This is a genomic window from Nocardia asiatica NBRC 100129 (assembly GCF_000308415.1).
GTDB classification, from domain to species: domain Bacteria; phylum Actinomycetota; class Actinomycetes; order Mycobacteriales; family Mycobacteriaceae; genus Nocardia; species Nocardia asiatica.
Genome location: NZ_BAFS01000213.1, coordinates 1 through 13,743, shown reverse-complemented (window position 1 = coordinate 13,743; position 13,743 = coordinate 1). Strand labels below are relative to the sequence as shown.

At 69.3% G+C, this 13,743-nt stretch carries 15 protein-coding genes; 7 read left to right on the top strand and 8 right to left on the bottom strand.

Annotation, left to right across the window (positions count from 1 at the left end):
- The first annotated feature begins 53 nt into the window (after window positions 1-53).
- On the top strand, window positions 54-1,010 hold the full coding sequence (locus ON27_RS21140; protein ID WP_043730487.1) for a hypothetical protein: 957 nt from the start codon (window positions 54-56) through the stop codon (window positions 1,008-1,010).
- Window positions 1,011-1,052: 42 nt separating this feature from the next.
- On the opposite strand, the gene ON27_RS21135 is transcribed toward ON27_RS21140, so the two are convergent.
- Window positions 1,053-2,441 (bottom strand): wax ester/triacylglycerol synthase family O-acyltransferase, encoded by a 1,389-nt coding sequence (locus tag ON27_RS21135; RefSeq protein ID WP_043730411.1) that lies wholly within the window; start codon window positions 2,439-2,441, stop codon window positions 1,053-1,055.
- Window positions 2,438-3,145 (bottom strand): hypothetical protein, encoded by a 708-nt coding sequence (locus ON27_RS21130; RefSeq protein ID WP_245560035.1) that lies wholly within the window; start codon window positions 3,143-3,145, stop codon window positions 2,438-2,440. The genes ON27_RS21135 and ON27_RS21130 overlap by 4 nt, the downstream gene beginning before the upstream one ends.
- A 191-nt stretch (window positions 3,146-3,336) precedes the next feature.
- Here ON27_RS21130 and ON27_RS21125 point away from each other — a divergent pair, with 191 nt between their 5' ends.
- A complete protein-coding gene (locus tag ON27_RS21125; protein WP_043730409.1) occupies window positions 3,337-3,861 on the top strand; it encodes a flavodoxin family protein in 525 nt (174 codons plus the stop codon).
- A 174-nt stretch (window positions 3,862-4,035) separates the two neighbouring features.
- Here ON27_RS21125 and ON27_RS21120 read toward each other — a convergent pair whose 3' ends face one another.
- On the bottom strand, window positions 4,036-4,623 hold the full coding sequence (locus tag ON27_RS21120; RefSeq protein WP_051046842.1) for a TetR/AcrR family transcriptional regulator: 588 nt from the start codon (window positions 4,621-4,623) through the stop codon (window positions 4,036-4,038).
- 100 nt (window positions 4,624-4,723) lie between these two features.
- On the opposite strand from ON27_RS21120, the gene ON27_RS21115 reads away from it, so the two are divergent.
- Together ON27_RS21115 and ON27_RS39975 are read left to right on the top strand one after the other, a co-directional pair.
- The gene (locus ON27_RS21115) at window positions 4,724-5,788 is read left to right on the top strand and encodes an alpha/beta fold hydrolase (RefSeq protein WP_245560034.1); all 1,065 of its coding nucleotides are present in this window, start codon (window positions 4,724-4,726) and stop codon (window positions 5,786-5,788) included.
- A gap of 70 nt (window positions 5,789-5,858) precedes the next feature.
- Window positions 5,859-6,344, top strand: coding sequence for a hypothetical protein (locus ON27_RS39975; protein ID WP_051046840.1), 486 nt, complete (start codon window positions 5,859-5,861; stop codon window positions 6,342-6,344).
- Window positions 6,345-6,734: 390 nt separating this feature from the next.
- On the opposite strand, the gene ON27_RS21105 is transcribed toward ON27_RS39975, so the two are convergent.
- Window positions 6,735-7,070 carry a sporulation protein gene (locus tag ON27_RS21105; RefSeq protein WP_043730405.1) on the bottom strand — a complete coding sequence of 112 codons (336 nt, stop codon included), beginning with the start codon at window positions 7,068-7,070 and terminating at the stop codon, window positions 6,735-6,737.
- A gap of 178 nt (window positions 7,071-7,248) precedes the next feature.
- Between ON27_RS21105 and ON27_RS45600 the strand changes: the two genes are divergently transcribed.
- The 3 genes from ON27_RS45600 (at window position 7,249) to ON27_RS21090 (ending at window position 8,914) form a co-directional block, all read left to right on the top strand.
- Window positions 7,249-7,512: a hypothetical protein gene (locus tag ON27_RS45600; RefSeq protein WP_043730401.1), complete on the top strand. Its 264-nt coding sequence runs from the start codon at window positions 7,249-7,251 to the stop codon at window positions 7,510-7,512.
- Window positions 7,509-7,754, top strand: coding sequence for a hypothetical protein (locus tag ON27_RS21095; protein ID WP_043730396.1), 246 nt, complete (start codon window positions 7,509-7,511; stop codon window positions 7,752-7,754). Before ON27_RS45600 ends, ON27_RS21095 begins: the two co-directional genes overlap by 4 nt.
- Window positions 7,755-7,885: 131 nt before the next feature.
- Complete coding sequence (locus ON27_RS21090) at window positions 7,886-8,914, top strand: Acg family FMN-binding oxidoreductase (protein WP_051046839.1); 1,029 nt, start codon at window positions 7,886-7,888, stop codon at window positions 8,912-8,914.
- A 162-nt stretch (window positions 8,915-9,076) separates the two neighbouring features.
- On the opposite strand, the gene ON27_RS21085 is transcribed toward ON27_RS21090, so the two are convergent.
- From ON27_RS21085 to ON27_RS21070, 4 genes are all read right to left on the bottom strand, one after another.
- On the bottom strand, window positions 9,077-10,030 hold the full coding sequence (locus ON27_RS21085; RefSeq protein ID WP_043730391.1) for an Acg family FMN-binding oxidoreductase: 954 nt from the start codon (window positions 10,028-10,030) through the stop codon (window positions 9,077-9,079).
- A gap of 287 nt (window positions 10,031-10,317) precedes the next feature.
- Window positions 10,318-11,061, bottom strand: coding sequence for a respiratory nitrate reductase subunit gamma (gene narI, locus ON27_RS21080; RefSeq protein WP_043730389.1), 744 nt, complete (start codon window positions 11,059-11,061; stop codon window positions 10,318-10,320).
- Complete coding sequence (gene narJ, locus ON27_RS21075; RefSeq protein ID WP_043730387.1) at window positions 11,058-11,693, bottom strand: nitrate reductase molybdenum cofactor assembly chaperone; 636 nt, start codon at window positions 11,691-11,693, stop codon at window positions 11,058-11,060. Before narJ ends, narI begins: the two co-directional genes overlap by 4 nt.
- Window positions 11,690-13,743: molybdopterin-dependent oxidoreductase (locus ON27_RS21070; protein ID WP_157227265.1), on the bottom strand; the 2,054-nt coding region annotated here is incomplete at its 5' end. The genes ON27_RS21070 and narJ, both read right to left, overlap by 4 nt.

Genomic DNA, 13,743 nt, shown 5'->3' with positions numbered 1-13,743 from the left:
GGGCACGGGCAAGCGCGGGAACGAGCGAACCGCTCGACAGGATGGGAGTGATGATGGCCGAGACATTGTCCGACGATGAGCTGATCAACCGCTACGTGCACAGTGTGCTCGTGCACCTGCCCCGATCCCGTCGCGGCGCGGCGGAAGCGCGTTTGCGAGCCAGGGTCGCGGACGAGTCGGCCGGGCGTTCCATCCGCGAGGTTCTCACCGAGTTCGGCCCGCCCGAGGATCAGGCGCGTCGCTTCCGGGGAGCGCCGCGTCAGCTCATCGGACCGCGGCTGTACGACACCTATCTGCGGGTGCTGTGGCCCGCGGTTCGCGTGGTGGCGATCGTGGTAGGTGGTGTGAGCCTGCTGGCCGCCCTCGACGACGACGCGCCGCCCACGATCGGCGGAGTCATCGAGGAGGGTCTCACCTCGGCCTTCACCGGCGCGGTCTACGCCGCGGTCTGGGTGACGGTGGTCTTCGCTGTCATCGAGCGCACCGCGCCGGGCGCGGTGCTGCACGAATGGCGTCCCGAGGACCTTCCGCCGATCCCCCGGGCGCACGAGATCCCGCTCGGCGACGCGATCGCCGATCTGGTGTTCGCGGTGGCCGTGCTGGTCGGATCGCTGTGCTTCTTCCCGGCGCTGGCGCCGTCCTTCCTCGCCGAGACCACCGCCGGTCTGGATCCCGGCGTGGCCGAGCGGCTGTTGCCCATGGTGGTCGTCGTCGCTGTGCTGTGGGTGATCGTCGCCATCGCACAACTTCTCGCGCGTGCCTGGACGGTGCCGGTCGCCGCGCTGTCGATCGCCGCCGATCTGCTCGCCGTCGCCACGGCCGCCGCGGTCCTGGTCCATCGGCCCTACTTCACGACGGAGTTCGTCTCCGGCCTGGAGGAAGGCAACGACGGTGATCTGGGCAGGGCTCTCGAGATCGGCATCGGGATCAGCGCCATCGCGGTGATGCTCGTCTGTGCCGCCGGAATCGTCACCACCGCACGCAGATACCTCGCCCATCGCCGGGAATGAGCGCAGGCGCGACAGTTGTCGGGGGATCAGGAGGACCGGCGGTTACCCCTCGGCGCGCTCGAGCATCCGCCGCACAGCGGTCGGGATCGTCTGGGCGAGGAGGGCGATGTCGGGCGCGCCGTCGTAATCGCCGGTGATGCCGAAACTCAGTGTGCCGTGATAGCTGAGCATGGCGATGCCGATGCGCAGGCGCATCGCGATCGGGGCGAACGGGAACACCTCGAGCACATCGGCGCCGAACATGCGTTGCGTCCGTGTCGGTCCCGGCACATTGGTGACCAGTGCGGCGATACCGTGCTGCGGGTAGCGCAGTGCCGTTCGCACTGCCCACGCCACCGGCGCGAACGGCACGAGCCCGGCGAGGGTGACGAGCGTCTGGCCCGCGCCGGACTCTCCACCGTGCTTGAGCTTGCCCATCTGCTCGCGCACCACGTTCAACTGGTCCACCGGATCATCGAGATCGACCGGCAGGACCGGCAACATCAGCGAGACGCGGTTGTCCAACCGTCCGGAGGCCCGCGCCGACCGCGTGGAGACAGGAGTGAGCACCCGCACCGTGTCCGGCCCGGGTTGCTCGCCGCGCGTCAGGAGGACGGCGCGTAACGCCGTGGTGACCGCCGCGAGCGCGACATCGTTGATGGTGCCGCCGAACACCTCGCGTACACGGTTGATCTCGTCGAGCCGGACGCGGGCGACCGCGTAGCGGCGTTGCCGGCCGATCGGGCCGTTCAGCGAGGAGCCTCGGCGCGGGTCGAGCACGTTCCAGATCAACGGCGCCATGCCGCGCGCCGTGCGGACCAGCGCGCGGGGAGCCCGCACCAGCAGCGCGGGGGCCCGCAACGGCAACTCCAGTCCGCCGCGCAGCAGACGCTGCCAGTCCGCCGCCGCGCCTTCGCCTTCGCCTTCGCTGGAGAGCACGTCGCCGGCGCCCCGCTCGCCGGGCGTGGCGTCGGCGTCCTCGGTGGTTGGGTCGCAGAGGCGGCGCAGCAGGGAGATCCCGGAGACGCCGTCGACCATGCTGTGGTGGGCGGACAGGATCACCGCCCATCGGTCGCCCTGGAGCTGCTCGACGATGGTGAGGTGCCACAGCGGGTGATCGCGGTCCAGCCGACGTTCCAGCGTCGCGCCCACCAGCTCCCACAAGGCCGCTTCGTCCCGCGGTCGGGGCAGCGCCGCCCACACGAGGTGGTGCCCCAAATCGAAATCGTCATCGATCACCCAGGTCGGCGCGGTGACATCCCAGGGGCCGCGCCGCACCTTCTGCCGCATCCGGGTCTTCGACTCGATGCGGTCCGCGAGCCGGCGCACCAATTCCGCGCGATCGCCCGGTTCGCCCGCGAGGATCGCCACCGCGCCGATGCCGGCGCTCACGTGCTGGTCGGTGTCCTCGAGTTCCAGGAACCCCGCGTCGAGGCGGCCGAGTTCGCTCATCGCAGGCCCTTCTCCAGTAGCCGGACCAGGAAGAGACCGGAAACCGCGGCCATCGCGGCCGCCATGAGCAATCCGCCGACCAAGCCGATCAGCGCAATCAGCGTGGCCGACTGCCCCGGCTGCCAGAGTGGACTGGTGAACGCGGTGAAGACGGTCAACCCGGCCAGCCAGGCGGCGGCGGTCGCCGCGATCCAGCGCGCCGCGCCCCGCACGTGCGCGCGCAGGACAACCCACTGCGCGACGCCGATGGACAGCAGAATCACCGAACCCCCTGCCACGAACGTGGCCACCTGCGCCGGTCGTGGCCATCCCGACAGCCCTTCGGTGACGACGAACAACGCGCCCACCGACCATGCGACGACCGCGCCGAGGGCCGTCGCGGCGATCCAGTGACGGCTCGGCAGTCCCGGCAGCACCGGTCGCATCGCGCACGCCTGGAACCACCCCAGCGTCGCGCCCTCCACCGCGCCCGCCACGAGCAGCGCGCCCGCCGCGGGTACTCCGGCGCGATCGGCGACGAGCGCGCCCACCACGGCGGGCACCGAGAAGCCGAGTAGTTCGCCGACGGTCACCAAGCCGAACCACCTGCGCCACTGCCAGTCCCTCGACACACCCGGCACGAGGTCGCCCGCCGCCGTGTCTCCAGGCGAGGGGTGATGGTCCTGGCGGGCCGTTCGATCCCCAGCATCGGTGCTGTGCGTCATGTCTTCGATCATCCGCCCACGCGCGGTCGGGTGTACAGGTCCCAAAGCCCCCGTCCCGACGGTCCTTCGACCGGACCCGAGCGGTCGCGGCCGGGTTCCCTCACCGACCTCACGCGCCTGGGACTTTGCGCGCGCCGTGGACCCGGCGCACTCTGGAGGCACCGGCCCGGTGACCGACAAGGAGTGCGTGAATGCGTGTGCGGATCGTCTACGAATCGATGTTCGGCAACACCGCGCGGGTGGCGGCGGCCATTGCCCAGGGGTTCGGCGACCGGGCCGAGCTCGAGGTGCTGAACGTGGCGGCCGCGGCCGAACTGCCCGGCTCCCCGGTCGATGTCCTGGTCGTCGGCGGGCCCACCCACGCGTTCGGGCTCAGTCGTCCGCGCACCCGCCTCGACGCGGCCCGACAGGCCGATGAACCGGTCGAGACCGAGCGCGGCATCCGTGAGTGGCTCGAGGCCGCTTCGGCAGTTCCCGGCAGGGCCCGGGCCGCGGCATTCGGGACCAAGGTGGGCACTCCGCCGTGGCTGCCCGGCTCCGCGGCGCGCGGAATCGGCAAACGACTGCGCGCGTTGGGTTACCAGCTGATCGATGACCCCACGGACTTTCTCGTCCACGGAACTCCCGGGCCCCTGCTGGAAGGCGAGGTGGGCCGGGCTCGAACCTGGGGTGAACGTCTCGCCGAGGCCGCGACGGCGCGCTCCACGCAGCCCTGAGACCGCTACGGCCGTTCCGCGTCACCGGTAGCTCCGTATGGGAACGACCAGCCGCGTTCGAAGGATTCGCGAAGGCTGAGTTCGACCCGCACCGCCGCGCGACTGGTCGAGTGCCCTCGTCGCCGCAGACCCGCCGGGACCGGAGCGGCCCGGAATCAGCCGGGCGGCTCGGGCTCACGGTACGCCGACACCGCCGAGCAGAGTGCGGACCGCGCGATCGGCGATGACGTGCGTCGACTCGCCGCCGGCTTGCGCGGCTTCGGCGGCCACGTAGATGTGCGCGTTGAACACTCCCTCGATCCACGCGGCGGGTAGCGCCGGGTCCAGGTCGCCTTCGGCTTGGGCCGCGGCGATGAGTGTGCGTAAGGATCGGTCGCCGACCGGTCGCCAGTGCGGATTCCCGGTGAACCGATCCGGGTCGGCGTACAGGAAGATCAGGCGGTCGCCGACCTCGACGAAGGAGCGCAGCATCAGGAGCAGCTGGTCGAAAGCTCTCGGCGCGCTGCTCGCCGCCTTGGCGACGACGGCGTCGAGGACTTCGAGCGACTCGACGAGGACCGCGTCGAGCAGGTCTCGGCGTTCCGGGAAGTAGCGGTGGAGGGTGCTGCGGCTGACCTCGGCGCGCTCGGCGATATCGGCCAGCGGCGCGGAGAACTCGCGGGCCCATACCGTCAGCGCCGCCTCCAGGATCGCGGCCCGGGTCCTGGCGCGGACACCGCTCGAGCTTGCCTTGATGTCGAGCGCACGATCCTGCCTTGCCATGTCCGGACGGTAACACTCGCGCACAAAAAATTACGGCACCCCGAAATGGGACAGTGATGTATCATTTTCGATACAACATGTTCCATAGGGAGGGGAGAGCATGAGCGAAACAGCATCCAGTGGCCGATCGCGCCGCGGCCTTCGCACCTCGATGCCCACAGCCGGTCCGGCGGCCGCCGGAACCGCCACGGCGGGACAACGGGGCAGACGGCGTCGCGTTGCGGCGGTTGTGCTCGTCGCGCTCCTGGTAGCCGCGGGCACCGTCTGGCTCGCGCTGCGGAACACCTCCCCGGTCGGTCACTTCACCTCCGGTCGCGGATACGACGAGTACTTCGCCGCGTATCAGCGCGCGCTCGCCGAACTTCCGCCGCCCAGCGCGACTTCGGACGTGCGCACCGACTACGGCGTGGTCCGGGTATACCGTTTCGACGGAGCGAACCCGCACGCCGCGCCACTGCTTCTGCTGCCGGGCCGCTCCGCCGCGGCGCCGATGTGGGCGGACAATCTGCCTTCGCTGCTGCGATTGCGGACGGTGTACCTGGTGGATCTGCTGGGTGAGCCAGGAGCGAGCGTGCAGAGCAAGCCGATCGCCTGCCACGCCGACCAAGCCCGATGGCTGCACCAGACGATCGATCGGCTGCCCGAGCCGCGTGTGGTCGTGGTCGGAGCGTCGATCGGCGGCTGGACAGCGACCAACCTCGCCATCCGGGAACCGAGGAAGATCGCCGGAGTGATCGCGCTCGATCCGGTAATGACCTTCACCTCGATGTCGATGCGGGCGGTGCTCCGCTCGATCCCCGCCTCGGTGCGCTGGTTCCCGAAGCGCTGGCGCGACGACTTCAACAGTTGGACCGCTGGCGGCGCACCGGTCGAACAAGTGCCGGTAGCCGACATGATCGAGGCCGGAATGCGGCACTACGCTTCGGCCTCACCTGCCCCCGCCCTCTTCGGCGAAACCGAATTGCGAAGTACCGCAGTGCCTTTCCTGGTGATCATGGCGGGACGGTCGGTCATGCACGACAGCGCGCGGGCCGCCGAGCGCGCCAGGCGGATGCTTCGCGACGGCACCGTGCTGGTCTACGAGGACGCGTCCCACGCGGTGAACGGCGAGTTTCCCGAACGCATCGCGGCCGATGCCGCCACATTCCTGGCTCGTGTCGGCTGAGCGGCCGCACGACGCCGTGCTCCCGAGCTGTCCTTGGTTGTTCTGATCGAATACGGAAGGATTTTCGCGAATGCAGAATATGTTGCGCCGTGCGAGCCGCGGCGGTGTGCGAGTAGTCGTCGTGGGCGGTGTCGTTCTGACCGCGACGCTGGGCCAGCAGGCCACTGCCTCGGCCGGGACCACCACGGTTTTCCAGGTTCCCGCCCGGGTACTGACCCAATCCTGGGGCGTGCCGAGCACCGTGAGCGTCGCGGTGACCGCGACGGTCGGCGACGCGCCGGGCACAACGGTGTTCTCGGTGGCCCAGCCGGTGGAATTCGGCGGAAGCGACAGTCTCGCGTCGCGTACGCGAGTGCAGTGGTTCAACCTGGCGACGGGTGCTTCCGGCAGTGTGGAGGTCCCGGATCGGTATACCGCACGGCAGCCGTGTGATTGCGCGCCCGCACCCGTGCCGGCGGTGACGGGGCCAGGCCAGGTTGTCGCGGTCGTGACCGCAGGTGGACCGCTGGCGCCGGTCACCGTGTCCCCGGGATTCGGCGTGTTCTCGGTGCCATAGCCGAATGCGATGGGCGGGCCGAAAGCGGTATAGGCCGTGTCGGGGTATCGGGTGGCGGTGATCCCGGGCTGCGAGCGCGGGGGGCGCCGCCACCTGTCTACGGTAGCCCGGCAATCGGCGAATATGTTCACGGGCGCATCGATGCCAACGCCCTACTCGGGTGTGTGACCCGGCCTGCACCTTCCATCTCAGGTCGACAACCACTTGCAGCCTAAGATGGCCGCTTTCGGCGAGCAGGCGACCCACCGCAGACCCGAGTGCGCTGAGCGCGAGGGTCTTTCGGAAGGTGCAACCAGCGGTGCGGTGAGCGATTCGGAAACCGAGTTGTCGACAACACCTAGGGAGTCATCGGGCCGGATCGGAGGCGACCGAGGGACGGCGGCGGAGTGCTCATCCCGCGGTCCGCACGGCGATTCGCGCACCGACGAGCAGCGCGGTTACGGCGACGACGCCGACGACGGTGATCAGGCGATTGACGTCGATCGCCGGTCGCCAGCTCACACGGCCGTCCCGCAGCACGTAGACGCCCACCGGCTTGGCGCCGACGCCGAAGCCGACGCCCGATCCTTCCTGTCCGCCCTCGTCGGTGCCCCCACCGCCGCCTCCGCCGCCCGAAACGGCGGCGGCCGCGATCAGCACGGCACCATCTCGTTCGACCGGTTCGGCGTACACACGGTGCACCGTCATGGCATCCTTCGCCGACGCGAGAACCTCATCGATCTTCATTGTGCTTCCTCCTGGGACGGTCCGGGTGATTGTCGTAGTCCGAGCCGCTCCAGTGTCCGGCGTAGGCCGAATCGCACAGGAGAGTCGATCGGCCCTCGGCGGGGGGAGTAATGGCAACAAGTTCGACGGGCGAAAGGGGCTGCCTGGCCGCGCCGACGCCGCGGAGGTCCATCGTGGCATGCCCGGTGACGAATTGCTGCCCGCACCCGATATCGTGGCGACCCGCGCGATCACCATTGCCGCCGCGCGCGAACAGATCTGGCCGTGGCTGATGCAGATCGGCCCCGGCCGGGGCGGCGCGCCGCAGGCGGCTGACGCCCGGTCGACCATCGGGCGACGGCTTGGAGGGCCGAAACTCGACCCCGCTCCCGGGAGAAACCGAGAAGCGGGGTCCTTGGACCCTGGTACCGCGTCGCGACGGTCGCGCATGCTGAGCCGGTGACCGACGTAGCCACCATCCCAGCCCACCGAGACGCCGCCGATCACCGGTGGATCGAGGTGACCGTCGACCGGCTCTGCCTCGAGTTCGGCCACCAGGTCTCCCGGCCATGGGTCGGTAGGGTGGTGCGGCGATGTGTGCGCGACCTGGCCGGAAGCCCGGTGGGCGGCTTGCCGGAGTTGAGCGAGCGGTTGGCGCGTCAGCGGCTGCTCGATGACGGTCGGGAAGAAGGACGGCAGGTATGAGCACGGCGCGTCCGGGCGGCGACAGACCCTGAGCATAAACCCGCGGGGCCAGTGCACAGGTGACGATCGGCCCTCGAGATGCGACACAATGCCCATCCTCGGCAGGTGATCGGCGGCATGACACTGGAATCATGACCGACAGCAACGCGAATTCCGCGCCGACCGCGCCGGATCAGTCCACTGTGGTGGCGGCGATCGAATCGGCCTGCCGCGCCCCTTCGGTGCACAACAGCCAGCCATGGCGCTGGGAGTTCGACGGCGCCGAGCTTCGCCTGTACCGCGACGACGACCGGCTGCTGGTCTCCGCTGACCCGCAAGGCAGGCAACTGGTCATCAGCTGCGGAGCGGTGCTGCATCACCTGCGCACCGTGCTGGCCGCCCGCGGCTGGCACACCGACACCCAGCGGCTCCCCGGCTCGGCCGGACGCCCCGGGCTGCTGGCCGGCGTCAGGTTCCGGGCGTGGCCCGACCCCCCTCCAGGTGTGCTGACCCGTGCGGCGGCCATCGAACGCCGCCGCACCGATCGGCTCCCGATGAACCCGCCACACCGGTTCGGCGAGCTCGTGCACACCGTACGGATGTTGACCAGTCCGCACGATGTCGAGGTCGACGTCCTCGACGACAGCGCCCGCCCCCTACTCGCCGCTGCCTCCGAGCGGGCCGCCGCCGCTCGCCACTACGACATGGACTATCAAACCGAATTGCATTGGTGGACAGGACATTCCTTCACCACAGAAGGAGTGCCCCGCACCGCGCTGGTATCGGACGCCGAGGCGGCCCGGGTACCGATCGCCCGCAGCTTCCCTTCCGCCCCGCACTCGCAGCGGCGCGGCGAGCTCGAGGACCAGGCGCGGCTGCTGGTGCTCAGTTCCACCGGCAACACTGTCGCGGACTGGCTGCACACCGGTGAAGCGCTCTCGGCGCTACTGCTGGAATGCACCGCCGAAGGGTTGGCGACCTGCGCGCTGACCCACATCACCGAGCTGCCCACCGCCCGCAAGGCGATCGACAGCGTGCTCACCCGCGCCGGTGTGCCGCAGGTCATCATCCGGGTCGGTGTCGCACCGGCCGAGCCGGAGCCGAGCCCGCCGACGCCACGGCGCCCGGTCGGCGAAATCCTGACCATCCGCACCGATTCGTTCTCCTCTCGAGAGCACTGATCGGAAGCCCTCGACCGCGCCACAGCTCCCGCGTCGCTGTGGCTGGACCAGCCACTTGCCCCGCCTACGACGGGCCCGTCACCGCCGCGAGTACCGATCCGCTGAGTCCAGCGCAATCACCGTTGGTGCGGATCCGGGTGGATTCCGCGCGCGGGGATGACCTCAGGTCTCGACCGAGGCGAGCACTTCGGCGAGTGAGCGGCGGGGCGTCATCGGCGGCGGGTCCGCGCTGCTGGGGGGCTGACCGACCCTCAGGATGACCTGGGGGTGGGCGGTGTCGTCGAGGACGTCGTGTCGCACCCGGGCGCGCAGTTCGGTGTTCTCGAGCGGGCCGGACAGCGGACAGGTGGCCAGTCCGACATTGGTCGCGGTCAGCAGGACCGCGCTCATCGCCTCTCCCGCGCGAAGCCGCGCGAGCCGGTCATCGGTGATGGTGGCCAGGAGAAGGAGATCGGAGTGGTCGGGTTCCGTTGCCGCGTCGGCGAGGATCGCGGTGGCCATCGTGGCCTCGGGAATGTCGTCACCGATCCAGGCCGCCCTGATGTGGCATGCTGTCGCGTCCTCGATGCCGCTGTAGCGCCGGATGCCGGTTGCCGGATCGCCCGCGCGGACTGCGGACTGCGTCGCGACGGACAGCCGGTCATCGGCGAGTTCGCGAACCGGGCGAAGCAGCGCGCCCATGGCCGCGGCGCGCTCGCTGAGCAGCCCGAGGTAGCCGGGCGGGATGGTCCAGCTGCGATAGTTTCTGCGATCGCTGCGCCGCTGCGTGATCGCGGCGCTCATGGCGAGGTCCTGCTCGGTGGGGCGATGTGCGACTGTCGTCACCGCGGCCAGATGGTCCGGGTCATCCGGATCAGGCATCCGGCGTACGATCGTCGCCCACCCCAGTGCGGCGAAGGCCACCGACAGATGGTGCAACGCAGCCCCACAGCTGAGCAGCAGATCCCGCTGATGGACCTCGGTCACGGGCAGCGCTCGCGTCCGATCCAGATAGAGGTGCACACTGCCCCGGTCGATCTGCCAGCGCCACGGCTGAACGTTGTGTCTGGAGGGCGCGCGGAGGGCCAGAGCCAACGCGGTTTCGACGATGCTGTCGTCCGGCAGTGCGCGGTCCATGGATTTCGTTGCCCTTCGTGGTCGAGTGGTTCCCTCCACGATCCCTCGGCCGCCGGGTGGCTGGGCAGAGCATGAGGACCCCTGATGAGCGGACTTCCGACGCCGCCGTGGCGGGGACCTCGCGCGCGCCCGGGCGATCCGAGGACTCGGTTCGGCGAGGACTTTCGACCATCACCGACGACGCGGGCTCGCCCTGCCCCTCCGCACAGGAGGGAGCAGGGCGAGTATCGGTGGATGTCACCGCCGCCTGCTGGAGCCCGAACTCGGGCGCGGCGGTGGCAGGAGAGTTATCGGACTTGTTCCCAGCCGCGTCGCGGTGCCCGGGAACCGAGGCGGGGATCACGGCTGCGGTAGACGATGTAGGGCCGGGTGAGGTAGCCCAGCGGCATCGAGAAGACGTGGACGAGCCGACTGAAGGGCCAGAACGCGAACAGCGCCCACGCGGCGAGCGCGTGCAGTTGGAAGCCGAGTGGAGCGACGGCCATGAGTTCCGGTTCGGGTCGCAGCGCGAAGATCGAACGGAACCATGGGGAAACGGTGTCGCGGTAGTCGTGTGGGTGGTCGGTGAGGTTGCCCAGCACCGTGGTGCCCAGTCCGAGCAGGATGGTGCCGAGCAGCAGCACGTACATGATCTTGTCGTTACGGGTGGTCGCGGAGAAGACCGGTCCGACGGTGCGGCGCCGGTAGATCAGGATGGCCGCGCCGATGAGGGTGGCGGCGCCGGCGATAGCGCCGAGGCCGACCGCGACGAGGTGGTAGGCGTGCTGGCCGATCCCGACGGCCTCGGTCCAGGATTTCGGGATCAGCAGTCCGCCGACGTGGCCGAGGATGACCAGCAGGATGCCGTAATGGAACAGGGGGCTGCCCAAGCGGAGCAGCCGGTTCTCATAGAGCTGGCTGGAGCGGGTGGTCCAGCCGAATTTGTCGTAGCGGTAACGCCACACGTGGCCGACGACGAAGCAGGCGATCGAGGCGTAGGGAATCGCGGCCCACAGGAGGATATCGAGGGCGCCGGCGGGCTGGTCGGTCATCGTGCTGCTCCCTGCGGCATGTAGTCGGAGGGGGCGAAGGGCGCGAGGCCCACTTCTTCCTCCGGCGGGCCTTGCGCGGCCAACTGCGCGACCGCGTCACGTTCGTTCCGTCCGAGCGCCGGGAGCGTCGCCGACACCGAGTCCAGCACCGGCGCCCACGCCGATCCGGCTTCCCGCAGACCGAGGCGCAGCAGTTCCACTCCCGCGCGGTGCTCGATGAGCAGTCGCGCGCCTGCCTCGGCGTCGGCGGTCGCCGCGAATTCCAGGACCACCGCCAGATGGTCGGGCAGTTCGTCGTCGCGCATGACCAGTCCGGCGGCACGGTAAATGTGTTTGAACCGCAGCAGCGCCACGCCGCGTTTGCGTGTGTCGCCGTGGCTGAAGTAGGTCAGATACGGGCTGAACCTTTTGTGGTGGTCGAAAGTGGCGACGTAGTCGGCGGCCAGGTCGACCGGATCGGTGGTTTCGGCGTGGTCGAGGAAGGCTCGGATCGGAGTGCCGAGCGCACTCGGCAAGGTGGCGCTGACTTCGCGCAGCAGCGGCAGCCGACCGGTGAGCTGCTGGTCGGGATAACTCATCAGCAGTGACTGGGCCTGCCAGGCGAGGACTCGGTGGGTATCGGTGATCGTCATGGTTTCGACTCCGGTTCCTGGCCACGAGGGGTGCGCTCCGGTGTGGTCGGTGGCCCGAAAAGACCGGGCGGATGGCCTTTTCCGTCCCAGTTGAGCAGGTTCACGCGGTTGCCCTTGTCGACTGGTGCGGCGATGGTGTCGGTGGTCTGCCGGTCGCGCAGCATACGGAAGTTCTCCACCGCGACGGGGGAGGGGCCACCGGAGCTCTCCCCGAACGGGCCGGAACCGCCCATGCCGGGACCGCCCTCGTAGTCGAGGCTGCATTCGGTGGCCAACTCCTCGAGCCCGTGGGCTTGTTCGGCGTGGGCGGGTGGGATCACGTAGCGCTCGTCGTATTTCGCCAGCGCCAGCAGCCGGTACATGTCATAGATCTGTTCTCCGGTCATCCCGGCCTTCGCCGCGATCGCTTCCCGGGGTTCGCGGCCGAGGTTGATATCGCGCATGTAGCTGCGCATCGCGGCCAGCCGCCGCAGCACCGCCTCGACCGGCCGGGGATCTCCCGCGGTGAACAGGCGGGCGCCACCACGAACGCCGTTGCGGTTGACCGCCTCGATCCAATCGTTGTCGGCCACACCGATTTTCGCCGCGTCCCGGTCCGACATCCAGATCGTCGGACCACCGCGGGACAAGCTGAGCATGAAGAGGTTGTCCTGGTATTCCGAATGGATCGACCACTTGCTGTGCGGCGTCAGATAGCGCACGGTGATGCCGAGTTCACCGCGGTCCCCGATATGCGGCTCATCGAAAAGGGCGGTCATGTTCAGCGGCGGCCGGAAGACCGGCAACTGCTCGCCGAGTTCGATCATCCAGTCGTGGTCGAGGAAGAAGTGCTGGCGGCCGGTGAGGGTATGCCAGGGTTTCAGGCGCTCGACGTTGATCGTGAACGGGGAGTATCGGCGGCCGCCGGTCTCGCTGCCGGACCACTCCGGGGACGTGATGACCGGCACCGGCGCGGCCTGGGTGTCGGCGAAGGTGATCTGCTTGCCTTCGTGTTCGGCGGCCAAGTCCGCCAGTGCCGTGCCCGTGCGCTGCTCGAGGGTGCGGAACCCCTGGGTGGCCAGATGCCCGTTGGTGGTGCCGGACAACGCGAGAATCGCCTCGCAGGCATGCAGATCCTTGGCCAGCGAGGGGCGACCGTCTGCGGGACCACCGCGTACGGCGCCGTTTTTGTGGCGCAGATACTCCACTTCGCGGTCGAGGCGATAGGTGATGCCTTTCGTGGTGGCGCCCAACTTCTCGGCCAGAGGACCCAACGCCGCCAGTTTCGCCGCGATCGCGGTGTAGTCGCGCTCCACCACGGTCAGCCGGGGCATGGTGGCACCCGGGACCGGTTCGCACTCACCGGCCTTCCAATCCCGCACCCGCCCATGCGGGGTCGCCAGTTCGTCCGGAGTGTCGTGCAGCAGCGGTGTGGCGACCACGTCCTGGCGCACGCCGAGATGGTCCGCGGCCAGCGCGCTGAACGCTTCGGCGATGGTCTGGAAGGCGGCCCAGTCGGTGCGGGTCTGCCAGGGTGGGGCGATCGCCGGGTTGAAGGAGTGGATGAACGGGTGCATGTCGGTGGTGCTGAGATCGTGCTTCTCGTACCACGTCGCGGCAGGCAGCACGACATCGGAGAACATCGTCGTGCTGGTCATCCGGAAGTCCAGTGACAGCAGCAGATCCAGCTTCCCGACCGGCGCCTGCTCGTGCCACACGACATCCTCGGGCCGAGCATGCGGCGGCGCCTCCTCGGCGCGCAACGAGGAATCGGTGCCGAGCAGATGTTTCAGGAAGTACTCGTTGCCCTTGGCCGAGGAGCCGAGCAGGTTGGCCCGCCACACACTGAGCACCCTGGGAAAGTTGTCCGGAGAATCCGGGTCCTCGCACGCGAAGCGCAGTCGCCCGGCTTTCAGCTCGGCCACGACATGCTCGGCGACCGGGGTGCCCGCGGCGGCGGCTTCGTCGGTGAGGTCGAGGGGGTTGCGATCGAACGTGGGGTAGGACGGCATCCAGCCCAGGCGTGCGGCCAGGGCGATGAGATCGGCGGTGGTCTTGCCCCCAACCGGCC